This window comes from Paraburkholderia sp. UCT70 (assembly GCF_050434085.1).
Taxonomy (GTDB): domain Bacteria; phylum Pseudomonadota; class Gammaproteobacteria; order Burkholderiales; family Burkholderiaceae; genus Paraburkholderia; species Paraburkholderia tuberum.
The window spans coordinates 3,002,493-3,026,740 of sequence record NZ_JBNPVZ010000002.1; the positions used below are offsets into that span (position 1 = coordinate 3,002,493).

General features: G+C 65.3%; 23 protein-coding genes and 2 pseudogenes. 15 read left to right on the forward strand and 10 right to left on the reverse strand.

Annotated elements, in window-relative coordinates; genetic code table 11:
• The first annotated feature begins 269 nt into the window (after nucleotides 1–269).
• The 4 genes and pseudogenes from phnC to OKW41_RS16135 form a co-directional block, all read left to right on the forward strand.
• Entirely contained in the window at nucleotides 270–1,154 is an 885-nt protein-coding gene (phnC, locus tag OKW41_RS16120) for a phosphonate ABC transporter ATP-binding protein (RefSeq protein WP_429573138.1), read from the forward strand.
• Nucleotides 1,155–1,213: 59 nt separating this feature from the next.
• Entirely contained in the window at nucleotides 1,214–2,191 is a 978-nt protein-coding gene (gene phnD, locus OKW41_RS16125; protein WP_429573139.1) for a phosphonate ABC transporter substrate-binding protein, read from the forward strand.
• Nucleotides 2,188–3,027: a phosphonate ABC transporter, permease protein PhnE gene (gene phnE / locus OKW41_RS16130; RefSeq protein WP_429573140.1), complete on the forward strand. Its 840-nt coding sequence runs from the start codon at nucleotides 2,188–2,190 to the stop codon at nucleotides 3,025–3,027. Before phnD ends, phnE begins: the two co-directional genes overlap by 4 nt.
• Before the next feature lie 231 nt (nucleotides 3,028–3,258).
• A pseudogene (locus OKW41_RS16135) lies at nucleotides 3,259–3,513 on the forward strand (EamA family transporter); the annotation flags it as partial.
• A gap of 199 nt (nucleotides 3,514–3,712) precedes the next feature.
• On the opposite strand, the gene OKW41_RS16140 reads toward OKW41_RS16135, so the two are convergent.
• On the reverse strand, nucleotides 3,713–4,057 hold the full coding sequence (locus OKW41_RS16140) for a DUF4148 domain-containing protein (protein ID WP_429573141.1): 345 nt from the start codon (nucleotides 4,055–4,057) through the stop codon (nucleotides 3,713–3,715).
• 254 nt (nucleotides 4,058–4,311) lie between these two features.
• Between OKW41_RS16140 and OKW41_RS16145 the strand changes: the two genes are divergently transcribed.
• Together OKW41_RS16145 and OKW41_RS16150 are read left to right on the forward strand one after the other, a co-directional pair.
• Nucleotides 4,312–4,839, forward strand: coding sequence for a thioesterase family protein (locus OKW41_RS16145; protein WP_429573142.1), 528 nt, complete (start codon nucleotides 4,312–4,314; stop codon nucleotides 4,837–4,839).
• 2 nt (nucleotides 4,840–4,841) lie between these two features.
• Nucleotides 4,842–5,807 (forward strand): alpha/beta hydrolase, encoded by a 966-nt coding sequence (locus OKW41_RS16150; protein ID WP_429573143.1) that lies wholly within the window; start codon nucleotides 4,842–4,844, stop codon nucleotides 5,805–5,807.
• A gap of 41 nt (nucleotides 5,808–5,848) precedes the next feature.
• Here OKW41_RS16150 and OKW41_RS16155 read toward each other — a convergent pair whose 3' ends face one another.
• Entirely contained in the window at nucleotides 5,849–6,811 is a 963-nt protein-coding gene (locus OKW41_RS16155) for a response regulator (RefSeq protein ID WP_429573144.1), read from the reverse strand.
• 598 nt (nucleotides 6,812–7,409) lie between these two features.
• Between OKW41_RS16155 and OKW41_RS16160 the strand changes: the two genes are divergently transcribed.
• The gene (locus tag OKW41_RS16160) at nucleotides 7,410–8,192 is read left to right on the forward strand and encodes a hypothetical protein (RefSeq protein ID WP_429573145.1); all 783 of its coding nucleotides are present in this window, start codon (nucleotides 7,410–7,412) and stop codon (nucleotides 8,190–8,192) included.
• Nucleotides 8,193–8,204: 12 nt separating this feature from the next.
• Here the strand turns inward: OKW41_RS16160 and OKW41_RS16165 are convergent, their stop codons facing one another.
• On the reverse strand, nucleotides 8,205–8,879 hold the full coding sequence (locus OKW41_RS16165) for an HAD family hydrolase (protein WP_429573146.1): 675 nt from the start codon (nucleotides 8,877–8,879) through the stop codon (nucleotides 8,205–8,207).
• A 148-nt stretch (nucleotides 8,880–9,027) separates the two neighbouring features.
• On the opposite strand from OKW41_RS16165, the pseudogene OKW41_RS16170 reads away from it, so the two are divergent.
• Nucleotides 9,028–9,234 (forward strand): annotated as a pseudogene (locus tag OKW41_RS16170) (hypothetical protein); the annotation flags it as partial.
• A 28-nt stretch (nucleotides 9,235–9,262) separates the two neighbouring features.
• Here OKW41_RS16170 and OKW41_RS16175 read toward each other — a convergent pair.
• Complete coding sequence (locus OKW41_RS16175) at nucleotides 9,263–10,144, reverse strand: LysR family transcriptional regulator (RefSeq protein ID WP_429573147.1); 882 nt, start codon at nucleotides 10,142–10,144, stop codon at nucleotides 9,263–9,265.
• A 120-nt stretch (nucleotides 10,145–10,264) separates the two neighbouring features.
• Between OKW41_RS16175 and OKW41_RS16180 the strand changes: the two genes are divergently transcribed.
• Nucleotides 10,265–11,017 carry a TerC family protein gene (locus OKW41_RS16180; protein WP_429444108.1) on the forward strand — a complete coding sequence of 251 codons (753 nt, stop codon included), beginning with the start codon at nucleotides 10,265–10,267 and terminating at the stop codon, nucleotides 11,015–11,017.
• A gap of 7 nt (nucleotides 11,018–11,024) precedes the next feature.
• Nucleotides 11,025–11,285 carry a zf-TFIIB domain-containing protein gene (locus tag OKW41_RS16185; RefSeq protein WP_429573425.1) on the forward strand — a complete coding sequence of 87 codons (261 nt, stop codon included), beginning with the start codon at nucleotides 11,025–11,027 and terminating at the stop codon, nucleotides 11,283–11,285.
• A gap of 47 nt (nucleotides 11,286–11,332) precedes the next feature.
• Here OKW41_RS16185 and OKW41_RS16190 read toward each other — a convergent pair whose 3' ends face one another.
• From OKW41_RS16190 to OKW41_RS16205, 4 genes are read right to left on the reverse strand one after another with little or no spacing between them, the layout of a single operon-like run.
• Entirely contained in the window at nucleotides 11,333–11,965 is a 633-nt protein-coding gene (locus OKW41_RS16190) for a DUF2894 domain-containing protein (RefSeq protein ID WP_429444109.1), read from the reverse strand.
• Nucleotides 11,958–12,611 (reverse strand): OmpA family protein, encoded by a 654-nt coding sequence (locus OKW41_RS16195; RefSeq protein ID WP_429573148.1) that lies wholly within the window; start codon nucleotides 12,609–12,611, stop codon nucleotides 11,958–11,960. Before OKW41_RS16195 ends, OKW41_RS16190 begins: the two co-directional genes overlap by 8 nt.
• Nucleotides 12,608–14,965: a DUF802 domain-containing protein gene (locus OKW41_RS16200; RefSeq protein WP_429573149.1), complete on the reverse strand. Its 2,358-nt coding sequence runs from the start codon at nucleotides 14,963–14,965 to the stop codon at nucleotides 12,608–12,610. Before OKW41_RS16200 ends, OKW41_RS16195 begins: the two co-directional genes overlap by 4 nt.
• A 10-nt stretch (nucleotides 14,966–14,975) precedes the next feature.
• Nucleotides 14,976–15,878 carry a DUF3348 domain-containing protein gene (locus OKW41_RS16205; RefSeq protein ID WP_429573150.1) on the reverse strand — a complete coding sequence of 301 codons (903 nt, stop codon included), beginning with the start codon at nucleotides 15,876–15,878 and terminating at the stop codon, nucleotides 14,976–14,978.
• Nucleotides 15,879–16,132: 254 nt separating this feature from the next.
• On the opposite strand from OKW41_RS16205, the gene OKW41_RS16210 reads away from it, so the two are divergent.
• Entirely contained in the window at nucleotides 16,133–17,365 is a 1,233-nt protein-coding gene (locus tag OKW41_RS16210) for an NAD(P)/FAD-dependent oxidoreductase (RefSeq protein WP_429573151.1), read from the forward strand.
• Nucleotides 17,366–17,540: 175 nt separating this feature from the next.
• Here OKW41_RS16210 and mctP read toward each other — a convergent pair whose 3' ends face one another.
• Nucleotides 17,541–19,022, reverse strand: a complete 1,482-nt coding sequence (gene mctP, locus OKW41_RS16215; RefSeq protein WP_429444114.1) for a monocarboxylate uptake permease MctP — start codon at nucleotides 19,020–19,022, stop codon at nucleotides 17,541–17,543.
• Nucleotides 19,019–19,216 carry a DUF3311 domain-containing protein gene (locus OKW41_RS16220; protein WP_090807102.1) on the reverse strand — a complete coding sequence of 66 codons (198 nt, stop codon included), beginning with the start codon at nucleotides 19,214–19,216 and terminating at the stop codon, nucleotides 19,019–19,021. The genes mctP and OKW41_RS16220 overlap by 4 nt, the downstream gene beginning before the upstream one ends.
• 240 nt (nucleotides 19,217–19,456) lie before the next feature.
• Between OKW41_RS16220 and OKW41_RS16225 the strand changes: the two genes are divergently transcribed.
• The 4 genes from OKW41_RS16225 to OKW41_RS16240 all read left to right on the forward strand — a co-directional run bounded on the left by OKW41_RS16225 (nucleotide 19,457) and on the right by OKW41_RS16240 (nucleotide 24,241).
• Nucleotides 19,457–20,872, forward strand: coding sequence for a cache domain-containing protein (locus OKW41_RS16225; RefSeq protein ID WP_429573152.1), 1,416 nt, complete (start codon nucleotides 19,457–19,459; stop codon nucleotides 20,870–20,872).
• Nucleotides 20,869–21,522 (forward strand): response regulator, encoded by a 654-nt coding sequence (locus OKW41_RS16230; protein ID WP_429573153.1) that lies wholly within the window; start codon nucleotides 20,869–20,871, stop codon nucleotides 21,520–21,522. Before OKW41_RS16225 ends, OKW41_RS16230 begins: the two co-directional genes overlap by 4 nt.
• A gap of 50 nt (nucleotides 21,523–21,572) precedes the next feature.
• Nucleotides 21,573–22,115, forward strand: a complete 543-nt coding sequence (locus OKW41_RS16235; RefSeq protein WP_429573154.1) for a hypothetical protein — start codon at nucleotides 21,573–21,575, stop codon at nucleotides 22,113–22,115.
• Between the two features lie 143 nt (nucleotides 22,116–22,258).
• Entirely contained in the window at nucleotides 22,259–24,241 is a 1,983-nt protein-coding gene (locus tag OKW41_RS16240; RefSeq protein ID WP_429573155.1) for an arylsulfatase, read from the forward strand.
• The last annotated feature ends 7 nt before the right edge of the window (nucleotides 24,242–24,248 follow it).

Below are 24,248 nucleotides of genomic sequence, written 5' to 3' on the forward strand. Positions count from 1 at the left end.
AACCCGCACTATAGCCTGGCTGTGTGTCAGCACGCGCGAGCGCGCACGTGTGCAGGCGAATCGTGTCATCCGTATGTCACTTTCCGTTCGAATCATTGACTTCGCTCTGACTTCGTTTTGCCATCCCGACGACACATGACACAGCGGAAAACGCGACGCACAAAGATGTAGTCGTCTAGACGTTGCGATGCCTTCACTCAACCGTCACAGTCGCTTCCTAGAATGAGCCCACACCTGCCGGCAGTGGCCGGATGCAAGAGGGAATACAGATGGAAGCGATCCGTGAAGCTATTCGAATCGAGCGTTTGAGCAAGACGTTCAGTAACGGCCGCAAAGCGCTCGACGAAATCGATCTGCGCGTCGCGCCCGGTGAAATGGTCGCGCTGATCGGCGCGTCCGGCTCGGGAAAATCGACGTTGCTGCGGCATATCGCGGGCTTTACCGCGTCGGACGCGCAGCCGTCGCAAATCGAGATTCTCGGCCGGCCGATCCAGCAGAACGGCCGCATCGTGCGCGAGGTGCGCAGCATTCGCCGCGACATCGGCTTCGTGTTCCAGCAGTTCAATCTGGTGAACCGGCTGTCGGTCGAAACCAACGTGCTGATCGGCGCGCTCGCGCGCCTGCCGTGGTGGCGGCGTCTCTCCGGCCGCTTCCCGCGCGCGGAACGCGCGCTGTCGCGGGCCGCGCTGCACGAGGTCGGGATCGGCGAATATGCGCGCGAGCGGGCCGCGAACCTGTCGGGCGGTCAACAGCAACGTGCCGCGCTCGCACGGGCGCTCGTGCAACGTGCGCAAATCGTGCTCGCCGACGAGCCGATTGCCTCGCTCGATCCCGAGTCGTCGCGCCGCGTGATGGACATGCTGCAAGCGCTGAACGTCGAGCACCAGATCACGGTGCTGGTGTCGCTGCATCAGGTCGACATCGCGATGCAGTACTGCCCGCGCACGGTCGCGCTGCGTCGCGGCAAGGTGGTCTACGACGGCCCTTCCAGTGCGCTGACACCGGCGCTGCTAAAGAAACTCTACGGCGGCGATGCGCGCGAACTGCTCGACGACGCGACGCACGACGCAGACGAAACTCACGACGAGCCTGACGCCCCCGACACCGCCGCCGCGCGCTACGCGTTCGCGTTGAACGCCGCGCCGTCGAACTGAACCGCGCACGCTGTCGCGCGCTTTTGATTCTCTCCGTCCACTCAACCGGATCTCAACCGATGAAATTCCTGCGCTCCCTGATCACGCTCGCGGCCGGCGCTGCCGCTTTCGCCTGCATCGCCGCGGCCCACGCCGAGGACATCAACCTCGGGATCATCTCGACCGATTCGTCGTCGGTGCTCAAGCAACGCTGGGAACCGCTGATCGATGACATGAAGAAACAGACCGGCCTGAACGTGAAGGCATTCTTCGCGACCGATTACGCGGGCATCATCGAAGGCATGCGCTTCAACAAGGTGCAGGTCGGCTATTTCGGCAACGCGTCGGCGATCGAAGCCGTCGATCGTTCGGGTGGCGAAGTATTCGCGAAAGCGCAGCACGCGAACGGCGACAGCGGCTACTACTCGCTGCTGATCACCAACGTGAACAGCCGCTTCAAGACGCTCGACGACGTGTTCAAGGACACGAAGAGCGTGACGCTCGGGTTCGGCGATCCGAACTCGACGTCGGGCACGCTGGTGCCTGGCTACTACCTGTTCGCGAAGCACAACGCGCCGGTCAACACGTCGTTCAAGAGCGTGCTGCCGTCGAGCCACGAAGCGAATCTGCTGGCCGTCGTCAACAACAAGATCGACATCGCGACCAACAACAGCATGATGATGGAAACGCTGAAGCGCGAGCATCCGGACAAGTTCGCGCAGGTGCGCGTGCTGTGGACCTCGCCGCTGATTCCTTCGGACCCGCTCGTGTGGCGCAAGGATCTGCCGGAAGCGACGAAGGACAAGCTGCGCAAGTTCTTCCTGAACTACGCGAAAACCGATTTGCACGAAAAAGCGGTGATGGCCGGCATCACCGAGTACAGCGGCTTCGAGGCATCGTCGGATCGGCAACTGCTGCCGATTCGCGAGATCGTGCTGTTCCAGCAGAAGCAGAAGATCGAGAACGATGCACATCTGTCCGATAGCGACCGCAAGACGCAATTGGCCGCTCTCGACGCGAAGCTGAGCGCGCTCAGCAACGCACAGTCGAAGCAATGAACTCCGCCGATCTGACCACGTCGCCCGCGCGCTCGAGCGAAGCGGCCGCCGCGCAGGCGGCGCAAGCGAAAGGTCGTGCCGGCAAGCGCAACTGGTGGTCGTTGCTCGGCTGGATCGCGGTGCTCGCGGTACTCGGCGGCGCGTGGCACGGCGCCGACATGCGGCCGCTCGATCTGCTCAGCGACTCGGCCAACATGGGCCAGTTCGCCGCGGACTTCTTCCCGCCCGACTTCACCGAGTGGCGCAGCTACGTGCACGAGATGTACGTGACACTGGCGGTCGCAATCTGGGGTACCGCGCTCTCCCTCGTCTGCGCGGTGCCTTTCGGCCTGATGTCAGCGCACAATCTCGCGCCGCAGTGGGTCGTGCAGCCGATGCGCCGCCTGATGGACGCATGCCGCGCGATCAACGAAATGGTCTTCGCGATGCTGTTCATCGTCGCGGTCGGCCTCGGGCCATTCGCCGGCGTGCTCGCGCTGTGGGTGCATACGACGGGCGTGCTCGCCAAACTGTTCGCAGAAGCGGTCGAGGCGATCGATCCGCGCCCGGCCGAAGGCGTGCGCGCAACCGGCGCGACGCGCCTCGACGAAATCGTCTATGCGGTGCTGCCGCAAGTGCTGCCGCTGTGGATCTCGTACGCGCTGTATCGCTTCGAGTCGAACGTGCGCTCGGCGATGGTGGTCGGCATGGTCGGCGCGGGCGGCATCGGCGTCGTGCTGTACGAAGCGATCCGCTCGTTCAACTACGCGCAGACGGCCGCGGTGATGATCATGGTGATCGTCGTCGTGACGGTGATCGATCTCGGCTCGGCGTGGCTGCGTGAACGGGTGATCTGAGGATGGCGCGCGTCGCGCGCGCGGCACTGAGCGGCCGAATTCAAAACGGACAGCACGGGCGAAGCGCACTGCCGCTCCTCCCGTTTTTTTCCGCGTCACCTGCACTCGGTGCTGCAGGGGGGTGATCTCGATCACCGGGCGATGCCAACACTTCTTCGGCGCCTCATACCGCCGCTTTCCACCGCACAAAGTCCCTTCGCTTCGATCATCCACTCCGCCATTCCGGCTTTGTTGCTGCCGCTGCCGGCGCTGGCCGCGTGGCCGTATATCGTTGCGTCGGCAGTGCTCGAATGGGGCTATCTGCTCGCGCTGATCCGCGCGTACAGAAGCGGCGATTTCGGTCAGGTCTATCCGATTGCGCGCGGTCTTTCGCCGATGCTCGTGCTCGTCGGCGCACTCGTGTTCGCGGGCGAGGTGCTGAAGCCGCTCGCCGCGCCCGGCATCGCGCTCGTGTCGTGCGGCATCGTCTCGCTCGCCTTTCGGCGCTGACGAGCAGGTTGACGAAGCCGAAATCGTAGGTCGCGCCCGCACCGAGGATGCGCTGCTGGTCGGTGTCCGCGCCCGTCGGGCTCACGACGAACGGTGAACTGAAGCCTCAGCCCGTGCTGTCGACCGCGCCGCTCGTCAGACTCGACGGCGTCGCGTTGCTGCACTTCGGAAGTGACGTTAGTTGTACACGCTGCAATCAACGCGTGTAATTCACCACCGGCACGGAATACGAAGTCGGCGCGAAATCGGTGCGGCCACTGCGCTGCGACGAGCCATTCGACGGCGCACCGTAGCCGCTATTCTGCGCAGCCTGGTTTTGCGCCGCGACCTTTGCTTCGGCCGCCTGGATATTGGCCGGATAGTCGATCACGTTCGCATTGGACGGATCATGACCGGCCTTTTCGAGTTGAATCAGTTCGGCGCGGACCTGGGCGCGCGAGAGCGGCTGATCGGCCGGATTCGACTGGGCAAACGCCGCGAGCGGCGCGGCAACGAGAGCGGCGATAGCCCCTGCTTCGATCAGTGACCTGATGGACTTCATGATTTCCAACCTCCCGAGATGGCTTCATGCGATTGCCGCGGAGCGTGGTGCGACCATCGGCCATCCGCAGCGGTTAAGCCAGTTTAGAAGCTGGTCGAGCCACGTAGTAAGCCCTGAACCATGAATTCACTGTTGCTATAGCGGCCACAATTCGAGGCCACCACGTTCCGGCGCAGCCTCAACGCGATGCACTACACTGATAACGCCCAACGACGCGCCGCAGCCATCGCATTCGATCGAGGAGGTAGACGCTCATGTCGCATCCCGTTGCCCTGCCCACTTACCGCGACAACGTGCGCGCCGAATGGGTCGATTACAACGGCCACATGCGCGACGCGTTCTACCTGCTGATCTTCAGTCTCGCGGTCGACGGGCTGATCGATCTGATCGGCCTGCCCGATGCGGTGCGCAAAGAGCGGCATCGATCGATCTACACGCTCGAGGCGCATCTCAACTATCTGCATGAAATCAAACAAGGCACGCAGGTGCGTGTCGACATGCGCGTGCTCGGCTACGACGCGAAACGTATTCACGTGTACGTCGAAATGTTTGCGCTGGACACGACGCAAAGCCAACGCACCGGCCCCGTCGCCGCGGGCGAGCAGATGCTGCTGCACGTTGATACCAGCGGACCGCGCGGCGTTGCTTTCGATCCGGACGTCAAAGCGCGCGTACACGAACTCGCGCAAGCCCATGCGGCATTGCCGCCGGCGCGTTTCGCGGGACGTGTGATCGCTTTGCCATGCGCAGCGCAAACGGGAAACACTACTCAAACGGAGTGACCATGCTCGAGCCGGAAATCGCCGCCTTTATCGAGCGAGCGCGCGCGCTCTATCCGTCGCATCATGCGGCGATGACGCCGCGCGAGCAGCGCGAGCTGTATGACCGCTACGCCGCGACGTTGACGCCGCCACTGCCCAGCGAACTCACCACACGGGACGCAAGCTTTCACACCGACGCGGGCCATGCGATCCCGCTACGGCTCTACCGGCATCCAGCGACGGCAAGCGAACACGGCACGATCCGCGGCACGGTGCTGTATTTTCATGGCGGCGGCTTCGTGCTCGGCTCGCTGAACAGTCATCAGATGGTGACGGCGCGCCTCGCCGCCGACACCGGCCTCGACGTGATCGCGGTCGACTACCGGCTCGCGCCTGAGCATCGCGTGCCGGCCGCGCACGACGACTGCCTCGAGATCACGCGTGCCGCGTTGAACCACCGCCTGCCGTTCGACCTCCCGGAGCGCGCCGCATTGCAACTCGCGGGCGATAGCGCCGGCGGCACGCTCGCGGCAAGCGTCGCGCTACGCCTGCGTGACGAATGTGCGAGCGGGGTGCGCGGCATCGCGCTCGTCTATCCGATGCTCGGCACCGAGCCGCAATTGCCCGCGCGCGACACCGAGTCCGATGCGCCGATGCTGACGCTCGCGGACGTGCATAAGTTTCGCGACGCTTACTGGGGAAAAGGAGAGGAAGCCGACCCAACGCCCGGCCCCGCGTGGACGATCCCCCTCGCCGCAACCCGCTTCGACGAATTGCCGCCGACGCTGGCCATCGGCGCCGAGCACGACCCCCTACGCGACGACGCGCGCGTGTTCGTCGAGCGGATTCGCGAAGCTGGTGGAGATGCCCGGCTGCTGGTCGGCACGGGGCTCGTGCATGGATGCTGGCGCGCGCTTGAAACAAGCCCCGGCGTGCAGGCCATGCACAGGGCTGTATGCGAATTTCTCCGCGAAAACGCACGCCATTAGCGCGGCGATATGCACCGCCGCGCCCGACGCGTTATCGCGGCTCAGCGATTGCGGTCGCTGCGCCACTGCGCGAACGTGACGAGATCGAGGCCGACGTCGGCCGGCTCTATGCGGGTCCAGCCGAAGAACGCGTCGTCCCAGCCAGGAATGCTTTGGGGCGTCAGCGACCGGAACTTCATGCCGCAACGATACGCGAGGTCCGGCCAGAACAGCGGCATCACCTCGCGCGTGGCGAGCTGGCGCAGCAGGTCGGACGGGCCACCCTCGTCGGCGACGATCTCGCCCTGGGAGACCCAGTCGTTCTCGGCCCACGCGACGAACACGCTCGGGTTGCCTGCGGCGTCGAACATCAGGATCACGTTCTGCTCGGGCCGCCAGTAATACTCGACGATGCCCTGAGCGGCCACCACTTCGTCGATCACCTTGCGCGTGCGCGGATCGCAGTAGGTCATGCCGTTTTCGCCGAGCGCGAGCCAGCCCGACTCCGCGCAATGGCGGCTTTTGGCGTCCTTCAGGAAATGCGTGAGGCGATTGGCCGAATCCGCGTCGGTCTTGCGCAGGTACAGGTCGACGATGCCGGCGTTGAAGGCCTTCACCGCGACGGTTTCATCGGCGACGCCGGTGAGCAATACCTTTGCGCAACGCAGGTGCGAGATCGACGACAAAAACTCGACGCCGCCGATGCCCGGCATGTCGTAGTCGACAACGACCGCCGCCACTTCCTCGAAGCGCGACGGCTGCGCGACGATGTCGCGCTCCGCCGAGGTCTCGACGAAGCGCTCGACGCCTGGTTCGCTCAGACACGCCGACGCTGCCGCGAATTCGAGCGAATTCTCGCGTGCGTGCTGGCGGATATAGTTGAGGGCCGCTTGCGGACGCGTGAAAAACAGGTTCGTGTAGGTGCCCGGGAAGAAACGGCGGAGCGCGTCGAGGTAGCTGTCGTTGTCGTCGACGAAAACCACTGTGGACGGATAAAAAACGGGAGGTCGAATAAAGTTGTTCATATCTTCACGTGTTTCCCACGCCGCCGCGAAGGTCCCCGACCGACCGGTCGGTCGATCTGACGTTTCGCCAGGCGACTGCCCAAGGAATGCCGGGCGATGCCTCGCCCGCGGGTCCGCATGATCAATGGGTTCTTGTCGCTACTACCGGTGACCGCCTGCCGTCGCTGTGCGCGCCGCTATCGACGCTGTTCGCGCGTCTCGGGTGGCGCGGCCCTGCCGGCATGTGCGCTGCGAGCCAGTCGCTGCAAGTCGCTTTCACACGCCGGATAATCGAACCGTGGCTGCCGGTCGTCTGCAACGGTTCGTATAGTACAGGCTCCGCGCATTGGCGGCACAACTTAAATCGCATTCCTGCAGGCGCCGGCCGCACAATTGCGGGGGACTAATTGGTCGAAAAAGAAAATCGCGGCACGCGGAAAAAATGTCCGCTTCCGTCGTGCCGGCGAATGACTTTAGCGGCAAGCGCGCGCCGTTCGTGCCAGGTCCGTTCGGACATCAATCATCGTGACGCGCCGCAATATGCCGACAAGAAGCGTCGATGTCGAAATGGTCGTTTATCATCAGTCAATCGCAGTTGCTTAATGGTTGTTGATTAGATATGACGAATACCGGCAAGATGATGATAGTCGGGCTGCTCGTGGTCGACGCGGGCGTCGCCGGTTATCTGCTGTACCCCAGGGACGATCAGGCGCCGGCCGTGACCGGCGCGGTGACCCGCAGCGTCACCGGCGCGGTGGAATCGGAACCGCAGACCGATGCGACGCGTGCCGCTGGCGCCAGCGTGAGGCCTGCGCAACCCGTGAGCCCGCCCGCGCCGCAATCGGCGCTGCCGCAGATGGAGTCGGCCACTCCGGCTCCGGGAGCCGCTCAGGCACCTGCTGCGGCGCCCGCCCCCGCCCCGTCCCTGTCCGCCACAGCGGCCGCGCCCGTGCCGAGCGTCACGCCCCAGTCGAGTCAGACCGCGAGCGGCCGCATCGATAACGCGGCGCCGCCCGCGGCCAATCCGGCCGCGGGCGCGCACACCCCCTCGAAGTCGGAGTCGTACGCACAGCAAAAAGCTCAACCGAGGCCGCAGTACGGGCCGCGCATCGACCAGACCCACGCGCGCCGGCGCGACGACACGCACCCGAATGGCGCCAACCCGGTCGCCGCGATGCTGACGGACCAACTGGTCAAGGAATCGGCGAAACCCGACCCGTCGCTGCCGATGCCGTCCGGCGTCACCGTGCCGTTGCAGTCTGCCAATCCCCCGGGGGCTGGCGCGGGTAGCGGCCGCGGCACGAATCCGGTCGCGTCGGCGATGACCGATCGGCTCGTCCGCGAATCGTCGAAGGTGGGACCGACGCAGCCCGCCGCGGAGCCGCCGATCATCAAACCCTGAGCGACGCGGGGCTCACGGCCGCGACGCCACCTCGTCGAGGTGCGCGAACAGATCGGCCGGATCGTCGTAGACGCGCAACGCCCCCGCGCGCTCCAGTTCCTCGGCGCCATAGCCACCCGACAGCAGGCCGACACCGAGCGAGCGGCAGCGGCGGGCCGCAAGCATGTCCCAGATGCTGTCGCCGACCACGACCGTGTGCTCGATCGACACGCCGAGCCGCTCGGCCGCGGCGAGGAACAGGTCGGGATCGGGCTTCGCGTATTTGACGTCGTCGCGCGTGACGACGACCGCCTTTGCCGGATCGACGCCGAGCGCCGCCAGATTCAGCGCGGCGGTTTCCATCCGCCCGCTCGTCGCGACGGCCCACGGCGTGCCGGCCTGTGTCAGCGCGTCGAGCAGTTCGCGCGCGCCCGGCAGCGGACAGACCTGGGCGCGCATCCGCTGATAGGCGGCCGCATGCGCGTGCCGCAGCCGTTCGGCGCGTTCGACGCTGATCTCGCCGTGTGTCTCACGCAGCAACTGGTCCGTGAACAGCCCACCGCTCATGCCAATCTTGCGATGGATACGCCAGACGGACAGCGGGATACCTTCGCTGTCGAGCGCCTCTTTCCACGCCAGCACGTGCTGATAGACGCTGTCGACGAGTGTGCCGTCGAGGTCGAAAAGAAAGGATGTCTGGATACGCATGCCGGCCTCCGGTGATGATGGGTTCAGTCACTATGCCATGTGTCGATGAAACGGCCAGGGCGGCCCGTCGCCCTTGACGACGCTCACGGCCTCTACGCGATGTGCGCAAATTCCCACAGAAGGGCGCGTATTTGCCCCGGTTTCGCTTTACCACGGTCTCACGTTTGAGACGATGAACTCGTTCGGCAACAAGGCCGGCAACTTCGCGAACAACCGCTCGTACGGCTTCGGCCTTTCGTACGCGCAGGGCCCGCCGGCCGATTCGGTGTTGTCGCACGCGATTCTCAACACGCTGCCGCCGTCGTCGACGAATGCGCGGGTCGCGGTCACGGTGGGCATGCGTCACGCGTTCTGATGCTGCGCGCCGCGACAGTGCGATGCCCTCACGACTGCGCCGCCGCGATCACCTGCGACGCGAGCGCATGATGCTGGCCGCGTCGCGAGCGGATTGCGTGAATCTCCTCGATCACGCCGTCCGCGCGGCCGAGCCAGCGCAAGCCCCTCGATAACGTGAGCTCTTCGGCGCCGAGCTCGGCGAGCGGAAACACGCCGAGCCCGCGCGCCGCGAACACAGCCATCAATGCGCTGTCCTCGAATTCGCCGACGACGCGCGGCCTGATTCCCTGGGACTCGAACCATCGGTCGAGCCGCGCGCGCAGCGCGCCGTGACGGGTTGGCAGCAGCACGGGCAGGTCACCGAGACAGAGCGGAAAGCCGTCGCGCGCCGACTTGCGCACGACCTGCGCGGGCCCGTACCAGTCGACCGGCGAGCCCGCGACGCGCTGGCTCAGCACGCGCAGATCCGCGCGGTGCGGCGCCGGCTGACAGGCGAGCACCAGATCGAGCCGATGCAGCGCAAGCTCCGACAACAGCTGCGCGGGCTCCCCCTCGTGACACAGCAGCCTTAGCGACGGCGTGGCGAGCACCGGCGCGAGCAACGCATGCGCGGCGAGCTTCGAAATCCCATCCGACAGCCCGACCGCGAGCCGCACCGAGTCCGCGCCGCTCGCTTCGCGCATCTCGTCGAGCAACGCCTCGCCCAGCAGGAAGATCTGCTCCGCGCGATCGAACGCCTGCTCGCCGGCCTCGGTCATCGCGACGCCACGCCCGGCCGGCTTCAACAGCTGGCGCCCAAGCGCTTTCTCGAGCTCGCGCACCTGCGCGCTGATCGTCTGCACGGCCATGTCGAGCCGCCCGGCCGCGCGCGCAAAACCGCCCTCCTTCACGACGAGCCAGAAGTAGTACAGGTGACGATAGTTGAACATGCTGATCCGATACTTCGAAAAAACCGAAACGTCGTTCAGGTTATCACTGGTTCATTCGAACCGCGAATAGGCCCATGATGGCTGTTCCGCCGCTCGCGGCGCACTCGATTCCGCCACCTCATGGACTCCCTGTTCGCACTCGTTGCCGATCCCGCCGCGTGGGCCGCGCTCGTCACGTTGATCGTGATGGAGATCGTGCTCGGCATCGATAACCTGATCTTCATTTCGATCCTCAGCAACCGCTTGCCGGAAGCGCAACGCGCGCGCACGCAGCGCATCGGGCTGCTGCTCGCGCTGGTGATGCGGCTGCTTCTGCTCGGCACCATCGCGTGGATCACGAAGCTGACCGCGGTCGCGTTCACGCTGTTCGATCATGGCTTTTCGTGGCGCGACCTGATCCTCGTCGGCGGCGGCCTGTTCCTCGTGTGGAAGGCGACCACCGAAATCCGTCAGCACATGATCCCCGATGACGAAGTCGCCGCGAAAACCAGCTCGACCGTACAGTTGACCGTGGCGGCCGCGATCGGCCAGATCATCCTGCTCGACCTCGTGTTTTCCGTCGACAGCATCATCACCGCGGTCGGCATGACCGAGCACCTGCCGATCATGTTCGTCGCGGTGATCGTGTCGATCATGGTGATGCTGTTCGCGGCGCAGCCGCTCGCGCGCTTCATCGATCGCAATCCGACCATCGTGATGCTGGCGCTGAGCTTCCTGCTCGTGATCGGCATGACACTGATCGCCGATGGTTTCGGCTCGCACGTTCCGAAGGCGTATATCTATGCGGCAATGGCGTTTTCCGCGTTCGTCGAGGCGATGAACACGCTCGCGCGGCGCGCGAAAACGAAACGTCTGGCAAGCAGCGAGGAGTGATGCCGTGATGAAATGCCCAGTCTGCAAAACGACCGATCTGTTGATGACCGAGCGCCGCTCGATCGAAATCGATTACTGTCCGGACTGCCCAGGCGTATGGCTCGATCGCGGCGAACTGGACAAGCTGATTGCGCAGGATGACGGCGACGGCTCGCGGCGCGGCGAGCGTGCCCTGGAAAGCGAGCGGCAGCGTTACGAGGAGCGTCGCGACGAACATCGCGGGTATCAAAAGAAGCGCTCGATTTTCGATGTGTTCGACTTCGACTGAACGCTTCGGCGGCTTGGCGCACGCAAATTCCAACCGCCGTTAGCGCATCAGCGCGCCTTCTTGCGAGCGCCCTTGCCGGTCGTCGCGGCGCGCGGCGCTTCCTTCTCGAGCGGTGCGCCGCCGTTCATCTGCTCGAGCCACGACAGCGTATCGACATACGACAGAAATTGCTTCAGATATTCCGGCGACAGCTCGCGCATCAACGACAGCGCGCGATGTACGAGGCTGCTCGAATTGAGCGGTCCCGCGTTGCCTGGCACCTGCGCGAGCGACTGGCGCAACTGCTTTTCGGTGCGGACTTTGGACCAGACTTCGCGGAAGTAGTCGACTGCGGGCAGATCGGGATAGGCGGCGGCGTGCGGAGCATCGGCGCGCGCGTGGTGGCGGGCGAGGCGTTCGATCAGCGCCGCGAGCGTGGCGTCGTTGGCCGCGTTGGCTTCACCGGACGTGGCTTGCGACGCGCTCTCGGCCGCAACGGCACGCTCGACCTCGGCCGTATATTCTGCCAGCAGTCCTGCCAATCGTTGCTCGAGCACTCGTCGCGGCTCGCCGCTGTGCTGTGCCGCGCGCCGCGTAAGCGCGTCGAGCAGATGAAAACGCACCGGATCGAGCCGAGCCGCGCCGCTCGCGCGCCATGCATCGAGCCTCGCGCGAGTCGCGTGGATCGCGTCGTCAAGCACCGGACTTCTCCGCTGCCGCCGTACTCGACGGCCGCGGCACCGGCGCGATTTCAACGCGGCGGTTTTTCGCGCGGCCGGGTTCGTCGGCATTCGAACTGACCGGCTGCTCCGAGCCGAACGCCGCCGCAAACACCGACGACGCCGGCACGCCCTCGTCGATCAGCGAGCGCGTGACCGTCAACGCGCGCTGCGCCGACAGCTCCCAGTTATCCGCAAAGCGTCGATTGCCTTCGCGCAGGCGTTGATCGTCGGTGAAGCCGCTGACCATCAGGATCCGATCGCTCGCGTGCAGATACGCGGACAGCGGCCCGGCGAGACTCTTCAGCAGCGCGCGACCCTCAGGCTGCAGCTGGGCGGAGTTCAGCGCGAACAGCACGTTGCCGCTAATGCCGATGCGCCCATTGACGAGCGTCACGCGCCCCGCCGCGAGCGGTCCCGCGAGTGCCTGTTCGAGCGTCTTGCGGCGCTGCGTTTCGGCCTGGCGCTGCTTGACCTCCTGCTCGAGCTTGCTCGACAGTTCGAGCTGCACGCCGATCACGCTGACCAGAATCAGCACGAACGCGCCGACCAGCACCGACATCAGATCGCCGAACGCGGCCCAGATCGGCGCGGAGGTTTCCACGCCACCGTCGATGTCCTCGCTCATACCGCGTCGGCTCCGGCGGTCGCGCGCTGCGCGGCCAGCAACTGCAGGTCTTCGACGATCTGCTTCTGCGACATCACGCTGAGGTCGACCACGTCACGCGCCTGCGCGACGTAGTAGGCGAGCTGTTCGTCGCTGCGCGCGAGCGATTTGTCGAGCGCTGCTTCGATGCGTTCGAGATGTGCGACGAGCTTGTCGTTCGCTTCGCCGAACGTGTGCACGGCCGCGCCGAATGCTTCGCCGAGGCTCGCGACTTCGACCGCGCTGCCGGTGACCTGCGCGGCGACCGTGCCGAGCTTGCCGGTCTCGTGCTCGAGGTGTTCGGTGAAGCGATTGCCGACGCGTTCGAGCAGACCCGCCGACGTCGAGACCAAGGCATCGACGGCCGTGCGTTGCTCGGTCGACGCATGGTTGACTGCGTCGAGCAGCGTCTCCAGCGTGGCGAGCAGACTACTGCGCTCTTCGAGCATCGCGGTGTCGCGGACCATGCTGTCGGAGAGCTTCTGGCGCAGCTCCGCGACGACTTCGGCAGCGACCTTCGGCGCTTCCGACGCCGCTTGCACGAGGCGCTCGATTTCGGCGATCGTCGCGCTGGCATGCGTTTGCGTCTGCGCGGAGATATCGCGCGCGGTTTGCTCGAGTGCGTCGCAGATTTGCTGCTGACGGGTCGCGGTTTGCGAACCCGTTTGCTGCCATTGTTCGTCGAGCTTTGCGGTCATCGCGGCGAGCGATTCGGTCCATGCGGCGAAGCGCTGTTCGTCGCGCGCGGCGAGTTCGGCTTGCAGGTTTGTCGCCGCCTTCGGTGCTTCAGCCGCGGCTTGAACCAGTCGATCGATTTCCGCGATCGTCGCGCTGGCATGCGTTTGCGTCTGCATGGAGATATCGCGTGCCGTTTGCGCAAGCGCGTCGCAGATCTGCTGCTGATGGCTGGCGGCTTGCGCACCGCTCTGCTGCCATTGTTCGCTGAGCTTCGCACCCATCGCGTCGAGCGCCTCGGCCCACGCGCCCAAACGCTGCTCGTCGCGCGCGCTCAGTTCGGTCTGCAAGTTCGCATGCGAGCTACCGACCGCGCTCAGCAACGCCGCGGCATGCTGCTCGAACGTCGCGGCGGCGCGCGCCAACGCCTGTTCGTTGTTGGCGGCGAGTTTGTCGCCCGCGCTTTGCTGCTGAGCCAACGCGTCGCCCCAGGCCTGCGACATGCCGCTCGCCGTCGCTTCGAGCCGCGCGGACACGCCGTCGAGCAGCGCGAGCGAGCGCTGTTCGAACGCTTCGGCAACGCGTTCGACCGAAGCGCGCTGTTGCGCGGCCAACTCGTCGCTCGCCTGCCGATGTCCGGCGAGCGCGCTGTGGCAAATCTCGGCGACGTTCGCGCTGGTCGCCGCGAAGCCGCTCGACATGCCGTCGAGCTGGCGCTGCACGGCCTGGGTCACCGCGTCGTGCAACGCGGCGGTTTCGCGCGAGAGGCCGGCCATCGTCGCTTCGACGACCGGCTGCAGGGCCTTGCCGGCGGCCTGCGCGCTGCCGGCCACGCTGTCCTTCAGCGACTGCTCGATCACACCGGCGAGACGCAGATAGGCGGCTTCGGTGCGGCCGTAAAACGCGTCGAGGCTCGCGATCTGCCGCTCGTTCGACGCCGCGCTCTGCTGTTCGAGCGCGCTCATCATCGTCTGCAGACGTTCGACCAGTAGCGGCGTCGCTTCGGCCTGGCGTTGCAGCAGCCGGAAGCTTTCTTCGCGCTGATGGCTCTGCGAGTAGACGCGCAAAGTCGTCGCGATCTTCGCGTCGAGCTGTTGCGCCGCTTCGAGCCGCTCGCGGCGGGACAGCGCGGACAGCAGCCCGAGCATCGCGGACGTCGCGACACCCGCGATCGACGTGCCGAACGCGAAGCCCAGCCCCTTGACCGGCGCGGCCAGCGATGCGCGGATCGCCTGCAGGTCGCTCGCGCTCTCCAGCGCAAGGCCGGTGCCGCGCAGCGTCATCACCATGCCGAGCAGCGTGCCGAGCATGCCGAGCAGCACCAGCAGACCGACCAGATACGGCGTCAGCGCGGGTCCCGGCAACGCGACGCGCTCGCCTTCGACGCGCAGCCGCACGCTATTGCGCAGACTCGGATGGACAGCTTCGAGAAACGCGCCGAGGCTCGGCGGTGGTCCGGACAACGCGGCGAGCGTGCCCGTCAGCGTGGCGGTCGCCTGACCATAGCGGCGCAATTCGAGCGCGCCTAGCACGTAGAAGACGCCGATCAGCAGCGTGACGGCGAACGCGAGCGGATTGGAAGCGGCATAACCGACGGCGATCCAGCACGCCGCGGAGAGCCCCGCGAGAAATACAACGAGATCGATACGATATCTGGACATGGGGTCCCAGTTAGCAGGCGCGAAGAGCCGCGAGCAGCCCTTCGACCGGTTGAAAACGAACCTCCAGCTCGGCCAGCAAAACGCTCTGCATGTCCTTGCGGAAGACGTCGAGCCACGCCTCGGACGCGAGCGGCACGGCAGCGTTGCCGCCATCGGTCCACCTGGCGAGTCGCGTGGCTGCGGTGCTTGCGTTGACGTGAGCCAAGGCTGATTCCAACTGCGTGGCTGCAGCGCCGGCTTCGACTTCGGCCGACTGCTGCCGCGTGGGATCGGCATCGGCGGCAACTTCGGCCGCTGCTTCCGCCTCCGCCAACCTCCGCTTCTCACCCTCGCGCAAGCGCTCGAAGTGCCCGCCGAGCAACCCGGGCACCGCGCCGAGCAAACTCCGCTCGCGCTCGCCGAGCGCACGCTCCATCACCGCATCGACGACCGCGAGCCGCGCGAGCGACGGCGCCTGCGTCGCCAGCAGCGCGCGCAGCCGGCCACGCAACGTGCCGATCGCCGTTTCCATCGACTGCTGAAGCGCGAGATAGCGCTGTCGGAACACCGCGTAGTCGGCCTGCGTGTCGACCGCCACGCGCGGCGCCGACATCCGGGCGGACGACGGCGGCGGGCCACGCCGCCGTGAGCCGGCGAGCACGCTATCGCTGGCGATTGCGCTCACCAGCGAGCGGCGCACGCGCGTGCACTCTTCCTCTTCCGCACGGCCGAACGCGCGCGCGCCGCCAGCGACGGACGGCGGCTTGCCATCCAGCGCCGACGACAACGCGATCGCGTCGGTCCAGCCGAGCCACTGGCTCAGCCGATCCGCCAGCGATTGTCGCGATTCGGCGACGTCGGCCTCGGCGAGACGGGCCAGTAAGCGAACGAGCGCAGGCCCAGTGAAGGCGCTGCGCTGAGGGGCTTGCAACATACCACCGGCCGCAAAAAAGTCAGCAGTTTACACGCTGACGCCAGCGAGTCCGAAGTCACCCGCTCGATCGTGCGTCGAAAGACACGGTTTTGCCCGATCGAACCTGGCATTCGGGCGTTTTCCCGAGCGCGGTTTTTTTGCCAATAGCGAAGTGGACCTATCCCTGTATAAGATGAAAGCTGGCGCCTCGCTGCGCACTGGAACACGGCGGAGCGTCGACAACACACAGAACACACGCAAGGCGGACAGGGAGCATGAAATTCGATACCGTGGTGCTCGGCGCCGGCATCGTCGGGGTGTGCGTCGCCGTGCATCTGCAGAAACGCGGCCGCGCGGTTGCGCTGATCGACCGTAAGCAGCCGGGCAACGAGACCTCGTTCGGCAACGCCGGGCTGATCCAGCGCGAAGGCGTCTATCCGTACGCGTTTCCGCGCGGGCTCGGCACCCTGCTGCGCTACGCGCGCAACCAGTCGCCCGACGTGCGCTATCACGCCGACGCGATGCTGCAGGTCGCGCCGTTCCTGTGGCGCTACTGGCGCAACTCACATCCGGCGAGGCACGCGGAAATCGCGAAGTCGTACGCGACGCTGATCGAGCATTGTGTCAGCGAACATCGCGCGCTTGCCGCGGACGCCGGTGCCAGCACGCTGCTGCGGCCGATCGGCTGGATCAAGGTGTTTCGCCATGCCGCCGCGCGCGACGCCGAAACCACCCTCGCCGAACAGTGGCATCGCGAGTACGGCGTCGAGTTCGAAACGCTCGACGCGCCGCGCCTGCAACAGCTCGAACCCGATCTCGACAAGCGTCTGCAAGGCGGGCTGCACTATCCGCAATCCGATTCGGTCAGCGATCCGAACGCGCTCGTCACCGCATACGCGCGGTACTTCGAAGCGCTCGGCGGACGGTTCTTCATCGGCGATGCCGATACGCTGCGTGAAGGCTGGCAGGTCGAGACGCGGGACGGGGCGATCACGGCCGAGTCGGCGGTGATCGCGCTCGGACCGTGGTCGGATCGCGCGAGCACGCGGCTCGGGTATCGGCTGCCGCTCGCGGTCAAGCGCGGCTATCACATGCACTACGCGCCGCGTCGGAGCGCGCGGCTCAACCATCCGATTCTCGACGTCGAACACGGCTATGTGCTCGCGCCGATGGCGCGCGGCATCCGTTTGACCACGGGCGCCGAAATCGCGCGCCCCGAGGCGGCCAAGACGCCGGTGCAACTCGACACGGTCGAGCCGATCGCGCGCACGCTGTTTCCGCTCGGCGAACGTCTGGATGCCGAACCGTGGATGGGACGCCGCCCGTGCACGCCGGACATGATGCCGATCATCGGGCCCGCGACGAAACATCAGGGACTGTGGTTCGCGTTCGGCCATGCGCATCATGGTCTGACGCTCGGACCGGTGACGGGGCGGCTGATCGCCGAGATGATGACCGGCGAGCAGACGCTGGTCGATCCGCGGCCGTTTCGAGTCGAGCGGTTTTAGCCGGATGGTCTGAGGCCTGCTCGAAATCCCCGCCTTCATCGCGCAATTATCGTCATCTCACGGTAAAGCCACCCTCACGGCACGCCTCCAACCAAGCCACCAGCCGTCGAAGCAATAAAAAACGCCGCGGGCCGACAGCCCCGCGGCGTTCTTCATCGAGCCGGACAACCGTCGATCAGGCCGTCACGGCAGCCCGTCGCGGCGACACTGCCGACACCGCGAAGCTCACGACGATATTCGCGACGAGCGCGATCAGGCCGATATACAGCGGATAGTTCTCGTGGCCGAAATGCAGGCCATACACCGGCTTGAGCCCTTGCGAAATCGCGAGGCCCGTGCCGAGCACGATACCGACGAGCCAGCCGACGAACAGACCCGGCGTGTTCAGACGGCGCGTGTACAGCGTGAACACGATGGCCGGGAAAATTTGCAGAATCCACACGCCGCCGAGCAGTTGCAGATCGATCGCATACTGCGTCGGCAGGAACACGATGAACAGCAGCGCCCCGAACTTGACGACCAGCGAAACGATCTTCGCATTGGCTGCCTCCGCCTTGGGCGAGATGTTCGGCGACACCAGCGGGCGCCACAGATTACGCGTGAACAGATTCGCCGCGCCGATCGACATGATCGCGGCCGGCACCAGCGCGCTGATCGCAATCGCGGCGGCCGCGAAACCGACGAACCACGACGGGAACAGCATGCCGAACAGGGTCGGCACCACGTCGCTTGCCGACTTCACGTTCACGCCAGCGGCGATCGCCATATAGCCGAGCAGCGCGATCAGGCCGAGCAGCACCGTGTAGGCCGGCAGGAAGATCGCGTTCTTGCGCACCGTCTTTGCCGACGCCGACGACAGCACCGCCGTCATCGTATGCGGATACATGAACGCGGCCAGCGCCGAGCCGAGCGCGAGCGATGCGAACGCCGTGTACTGATTCGGCTTCAGCAGGATACCGGTCGCGCCACCCTTCGCCTGGAAGTGCGCATCGGCCAGTTCGAACACGTGCCCATAGCCGCCGAGCTTCACCGGAATCAGCCATACCGCCGCGATCACGACGATATAGATCATGATGTCCTTGACGAACGCGATCATCGCCGGCGCGCGCAGGCCGCTTGCATACGTATAGAGCGCGAGGACCACGAACGCGACGATCAACGGCAATTCGCCGCTGACGCCGAGCCCCTTGATCACGACCTGCATGCCCACCAGCTGCAGCGCGATATACGGCATCGTCGCGACGATGCCGGTCAGCGCGATGGCCGCCGGGAACCACTTGCCGCCGTACTCGCCGTGCACGTAGTCGGCCGCGGTGATGTGGTTCTTGGCGTGCGCAACCTTCCACAGCTTCGGCATCACTGCGAACACGAACGGATAAACGATGATCGTGTACGGCAGCGCGAAGAAGCCATACGCGCCCACCGAATAAACGAGCGCGGGCACCGCGATCACCGTATAGGCGGTATAGAAATCGCCGCCGACGAGGAACCACGAAATGACCGTGCCGAACTGCCGTCCGCCGAGACCCCACTCGTGCAGCTGCGTCAGATCGCCGCGTTTCCAGCGCGCCGCGAAAAAGCCCATCACCGTGACGAGCACGAAGAACGCGATGAAGACCGTCATCGCAACCGGGTTCACAGGATTCAGATCGCTCATTTGAGACCTCGATACACGATGTAAATCAGCAGCGAGGTCAACGGCACCCACAGAAACTGATACCAGTAGAAGAACGGAAAGCCCGCGAGCGGCGGATGCGTATCGTTATAGAACGGCAGCCACAGCAGCGCGATATAAGGGATCAGCAAAATGAGCCAGAGCCATGAACGGCCGGCCGAGGGGGAGGTCTCCACGAACGTCTCCTGAGTATTATCGACAGCGCGCGCGATGGCTCGTGGCCCGACGCGCAAATGCCCGGTTGCCTGAGGTCAGGCGGAACATCGGGGAACGTCGCACACTCGAGCGCCAGGCCACGCGCGGCGCGGTATGCGACGGGCATGTAGTATTCGCCTTCGCGCGCTTGCTTTCAAGCGCGCAACTACGTAAGCCGTCTACGTAATATTACGTAGCCCGTTGACTGGCTTTTTTCAACGATGAAACTCAAAGCAAAGATAGTGCTGCTCGCGATCGTGCCCTTTCTGGTGGCGATCGCCAGCATCGAGACGGGCGTGCGCCGCGAAGCGACCGCACTCGCCGAGCGGCAGCACGCGGCCACCCAGGCCGCGTACATGGCGAGTAAGGAGATCGAGCTAAAGCACTACGTCGAACTCGCGACCACCGCGATCGCGCCGCTCTACGAAGCCGGCGGCGACAACGCACGCGACGACGCGCTGCTGCGCACGCGTGCGCTCGCGGTGCTCGAAAAGATGAATTTCGGCGAGGACGGCTACTTCTTCGTGTACGACCTGCACGGCCGCACGCTGATGCATCCGCGCGAGCCGGACCTGGTGGGTCGGGATCTGTGGTCGTTGCGCGATAGCCAGGGCACGCCGACGATCCAGCAGCTACTCGCCGCGGCCGCGCGCGGCGGCGGCTATGTGCGCTATCTGTGGCATCGGCCGTCGACCGGCAAGGAGGAGTCGAAACTCGGCTACGTGGTGCCGCTCGAACGCTGGGGCTGGATGCTCGGCACCGGCATCTATCTCGACGACGTCGACACGGCGCTCGCGCACATCGACGCGGAGGCCGCGGCCAATATCGATCGCACGATGAAGTGGATCGACGCGATCGCGGTGGCCGGCCTCGCGGTCATTGCGCTGTGCGCACTCGTGCTGAACGTGACTGAATATCGCAGCGCCGACGCGAAGCTGAAGCGGCTCGCGCAGCAGGTCGTCGAGTCGCAGGAAAACGAGCGAGCGCGCCTGTCGCGCGAATTGCACGACGGCATCAGCCAGATGATGGTGTCCGTGAAGCTGCTGCTCGAATCGGCGCTCGCGCGGCTCGAACGCGGCGACGCACGCGTGCCCGCCGCCGAGGCCGCCCTGTCGACCGGACTCACGCGGCTCGGCGATACGCTGCGCGAAGTCCGGCGCATTTCTCATGCGCTGCGTCCGTCGATGCTCGACGATCTCGGCGTCGCGGCCGCCCTCGAACAACTGACGCGCGAACTCGGCGACGAGTCCGGCATCGCGATTGGCTTCACGCAGATCGCGCATACGCATGCCGCCACGTTGCCCGACACGGTCAACACCGTGCTGTTTCGCATCGCCCAGGAAGGGCTGACGAACATCGTGCGACATGCGCAGGCGTCGAGCGCGGCGCTTGCGCTCGAGGTTTCGCGCGATGCGGTCGCGCTGACGATCTCCGACAACGGCCGCGGCTTCGACGTGACCGAAGCATTCGTCGGCGGTCGTGAAGGTGTCGGCCTGCGCAACATGCGCGAACGGCTCGAAGCGCTCGGCGGCACGCTGTCGCTGAACTCGCAGCCGGGGCACACCGTCGTCGCCGCGCGCGTGCCGCTGCCCACGACGCATGCAACGGTGCCGTCCCTGCAGGAACTCTCATCATGAACGACACGACCTCTCCTTCCATCGCGCGTTTGCTGCTCGTCGACGATCATCCGCTCGTGCGCGACGGTCTGCGCGCACGGCTCGAAGCAGTGCGCCACTTCGAAGTGGTCGGCGAAGCGGGCGACGCGCAGCAAGCGCTCGCGCTGGCCGAACGAAAGGCGCCGCATCTGGCGCTGATGGATGTCGGCATAAAAAGCGGCATGAACGGCATTGCGTTGGCGGGCCTCTTTCACGAGCGCTTTCCGGCGATTCGTGTGCTGATGCTGTCGATGCACGACAACCTCGAATACGTGACGCAGGCGGTGCGCGCGGGCGCGGGCGGCTACGTTCTGAAGGATTCGCCGGCGCTCGAAATCATTCAGGCGATCGGCGCGGTACTCGACGGCAAGACGTTCTTCAGCGCGGAGATCGGTGCTCGACTGATCCAGGCGTCGGCGACGCAATCGCCGGTCGAACGCTTGACGCCGCGCGAGCGCGACATTCTCGATGCGCTTGCCGAGGGACTGTCGAGCAAGCAGATCGCGCAGCGCAACGATCTGTCGGTGCGAACCGTGGAGACGCATCGGCTGAATCTGAAGCGCAAGCTCGATATCGAAGGACAGGCCGAGTTGATCAAGTTCGCGGTCGAGAACCGGCGCAACAAGCGTTGAAGTTCGCGGGCGCGCGATAATGAGCGGTCCACACCTGGAGCGACCACGACATGAAGCGCGTGTTCGAACGGAGTCTTGCCGGTCTGATGATTTGCGTGGCCACGGCTCGCGTTTATGGCGAACCGGCGCGCGTCAATCGCGGCCACGATCCATTCCTGCAGATATCCAAAGCGATCGCCGATTGCCCAACTCCGCTTGGCCCATTCGAAACCGAAAAGGAATGGCTCGACGATAGCCATTACAGAATCGAACGCGGCAATAGCTGCTGGATCGAAGGCCGTTGCCGTTTGCCGAACGCGTATCTGTACGACGCGGAGATCGCCGAGAGCGTGCAACGGCGTCTCGCGAATCTGAACGTCGCGACGCACTGGCGCGAGCAATCGACGCTATGGCTCACGCTGCAACGCCGCTTCATCTACGTCGAAGGCTGCGTCGCGCCGGGCTTCGACAAGAAGACTTTCCTCACCGAACTCGCCAAAACGGCGGACGTCGAGCGCGTGATCGACAACACGATCACCGATCCTCACGCCGCGCAGTTGCCTTACCGCACCCAGGCGGACCCGGACAAGCCCGTGCTCAATCCGGGCAATTAGCGCGGTAGATGGCGATGTCTTTGCCTCTGCCGTCTACTGCCTGCTATATCGACAAACATCGATAGCAACGCAGAAATCGTTCGTTTGGCCTTTATGACGTCATTGCTAACATCAGCGGCCCTACCTGACGGCCCGCAATAACAATGACAACACTTCGATTTCGCCGTACCAACTTTCGCCCTACTTTGCGTCTCGGCGTGATCGGCGCCGCCGTCGCGAGCCTCGTCACGCTCGCCTCGTGCGGCGAAGACAACCTGCCGAGCGCGTCCGCCGCGTCGAGCGCCGCGCCCGCGTCCACGCCGGTCGTCGCGCAGAAGCGGCCGAACATCCTCTACATCATGGCCGATGACCTCGGCTACTCCGACATCCACGCGTTCGGCGGCGAAATCAACACGCCCAATCTCGATGCGCTGGTGCAAAGCGGCCGCCTCCTGACGAATCACCACACGGGCACCGTCTGCGCGATCACGCGTTCGATGCTGATCTCGGGCACCGATCACCATCTGGTCGGCGAAGGCACGATGGGCGTGCCGACCGACGAGCGCAAAGGACTGCCGGGATACGAAGGCTATCTGAACGATCGCGCGCTATCGGTTGCGCAGTTGCTGAAAGACGGCGGCTATCACACGTACATGGCCGGCAAGTGGCACATCGGCTCGGGCATCGTCGGCAGCGCGACGGGCAGCGGACAGACGCCGGACCAATGGGGCTTCGAGCACAGCTACGCGCTGCTCGGCGGCGCCGCGACCAATCACTTCGCGCACGAACTGGCCGGCTCGAAGAACTACACCGAAGACGGCAAGTACGTGCAGCCCGGCCAGCCGGGACAACCGGGCGGCGTGGGCGGCAGCCCGGCGGTGTTCTATTCGACCGACTTCTACACGCAGCGCCTGATCTCCTACATCGATTCGAACAAGGGCGACGGCAAGCCGTTCTTCGCGTACGCGGCCTATACGTCACCGCACTGGCCGCTGCAGGTGCCCGATCCTTATCTTCACAACTACGTCGGCAAATACGATGCCGGTTATGACGCGATCCGCGATGCGCGTATCGCCCGGCAGAAAGCGCTCGGCATCATTCCGCAAGACTTCGTGCCGTTCGGCGGCGCGTCGGAGACGCTGGCCGCGAGCCCGGCCACGGCGAACAATGGCACCGCGAGCGCGAAATACGTGAGCGCCGTGCACAGCGCCGCGCAGGGCTACACCGATTACGGCCCCGGCTATGTGAACAAGAAGTGGGACAGCCTGTCGCCGGCCGAGAAGAAAGCGCAGGCTCGATACATGGAAATCTACGCGGGCATGGTCGAGAACCTCGATCACAACATTGGCCTGCTGATCCAGCATCTGAAGGACATCGGCGAATACGACAACACGCTCATCATGTTCCAGTCGGATAACGGCGCCGAGGGCTGGCCGATCGATTCCGGCGCGGACCCGACCGCTACCGACACGGCGAACGCGGCCGATCCGACCTACTCGCAACTCGGCACCGACAGCGGCAAGCAGAACGCGCAACGTCTGCAATACGGTTTGCGCTGGGCCGAAGTCAGCGCGACGCCGTTCCGCTTGACCAAGGGTTATTCGGGCGAAGGCGGCGTGTCCACACCGTTGATCGTGCATCTGCCGGGCCAGACTTCGCAGATGCCGACGCTGCGTGAATTCACGCACGTGACGGACAACACCGCGACGTTCCTCGCGGTCGCGCACATCGCGCCGCCGACCACGCCCGCGCCCGCGCTCATCAACACGCTGACCGGCGTCGATCAGAACAAGGGCAAGGTGGTCTACAACAACCGCTATGTGTATCCGATCACCGGACAATCGCTGCTGCCGCAGCTCGAAGATCAGAGCACGGCGCCGGTGCATAGCGCGTCGTTCGGCGACGAAGCCTATGGCCGCGGTTATCTGCGCAGCGCCGACGGCCGCTGGAAAGCCCTGTGGACCGAACCGCCGCTCGGCCCCGTCGACGGTCACTGGCAGTTGTACGACATGAGCGCCGATCGCGGCGAAACGCAGGACGTGTTGGCGCAGAACGAGTCGATCATCGATAGTCTCGTGCAGCAGTGGAACGACTACATGACCAGCGTCGGCGGCGTCGAGCCGTTGCGTCCGCGCGGCTACTACTGAGCACACG